This window comes from Chitinophaga sp. (genome assembly GCF_035564935.1).
In the GTDB taxonomy this organism is placed as follows: domain Bacteria; phylum Bacteroidota; class Bacteroidia; order Chitinophagales; family Chitinophagaceae; genus Chitinophaga.
The window spans coordinates 1-1,625 of the sequence record NZ_DATMTE010001002.1 but is presented as its reverse complement, the minus strand read 5'-3'; the positions used below and the strand labels follow the sequence as shown (position 1 = coordinate 1,625).

Below are 1,625 nucleotides of genomic sequence, written 5' to 3'. Positions count from 1 at the left end.
TGGAGCCGTCGATCATCTTTTTATTGTTTTTCAGCTGCAGCCTATTCAGGCAGGTTTTAGGGATTTCGGCCGCAAAAAGATCATATCGGTCAAAGCGCTCCTGCAGTTCTGGAAATTCTTGTTGGTAAGCCAGGATACATTCGGTAACAAGTTCCCAGAATTCCGATTCCGGAAAATCGGCATGCGCCACCATCACCTGATTTAAAAACCGGAAGAAGCAGTCGAAGGCCTGTGTAAAGATGGACAGAATCTTGAGTTCCTCCGGCACCGGGATGCGGATGCGTTCAACATCAGGCGGTAAGGAAACTTCCGGTGACAGCACCGCCACCTCCTCGCCGATATCCTTCATGATCACCTTGACGGGGACATGGTTTTCCATCACCAAGATTAGGTTTTCACCATGCGGCATAAAACGCATATCGTGATAATAGTAACAATGCAGTAGCGGACTCAGGTAGCTGTTCAGGTAATGCCGCAACCAATCGGCGGTGCTTAAACCCGAGGAGCGGATGAGCGCCGGCAAAAATGCCTTTCCATAAACGTCAATATGTAATAATGCTGCCATGGTCATCAGCTGCAGTCCGTCATTCACGACGGTAAACGGGCTTTCACGCCAAAGTGTCGACAGCATCTTTTTATACGGCGTATCTAGCTTCATCGCTTCCTCAAAATACGCATTGGTATACCCCACCGTCGCAAATTCACGCAGCAGGGTGAAGCCCCGGCGTTGCAGATAGGCATCATTGGCCACCAGGTCATATACCCAGGTATTGATGGCCGGTGTTGTCCGCATAAAGTACGGAGACAGTCCGCGCATAAAGCCCATATTGAGGATCGAAAGGGCAGATTTGACATAGGATCGCTGCGAATTGCTGACATTGAACAGTGTCCGTACCGATTGCTGTGGCAGATAAAGGTCATTCGAATAACCGAGACAGACCAACTTTTGGCTGGCAATGTCCGCCGCAAAAATGTGCGACAGCTTGTTGAACCATTGCCAAGGGTGCACCGGAAAAAAGAAATAGTCCTGCGGATCTAAGCCTTCATCGTTCAACATTTTGCCAAATGCAGTCACATGCTCCGCTCCTAATTCCTGGCGGATGGTATGCTCATAGGATACCCCCGCTATGCTGGTAAATTCGGTACGGTCACGATGCCCCGCGAGCCATACCAGAGCCAGTGGAGATGCAGCTTCGGGCGCATAATTCTGATAATCTATGGCATCAAAACCGATCCGTGCGCTATTGGCTACAAAACAGGGGTGCCCGGCAGACATGGCATGTTCGATCACCTGATAATCCGATTTGATCAATTCATCCACGCCCATCCGATTTTGATCACGCATGTAGGCATAGGTGAACAGGACACTGATGATCTCCTCGAGGTAAGTCCCGATATTTTCCTGCTCCAGCCCCAATTGATCGGCAAATTCAACAATAAACGCGGCGGCGTCCAAGGTACCTGCAACACCATGCTGACTCTTGCTGATGGAAAAAGCATCAATATCCCAATGATCCAGGCTCAGCACACGTGCTGAAAAACGATAATAAATCGGCTGCTCAGTATGTTTTACCTCATACACGTTCCAACCGTCCTGCTGGGCGATGAGCTGAGGCAGGATAAGC

General features: G+C 49.7%; 1 protein-coding gene. It reads right to left on the bottom strand.

Annotated elements, in window-relative coordinates; translation table 11 throughout:
• The coding region (locus VN105_RS25950) for an IucA/IucC family siderophore biosynthesis protein (protein ID WP_325645722.1) at positions 1-1,625 on the bottom strand (1,625 nt) is incomplete at both ends.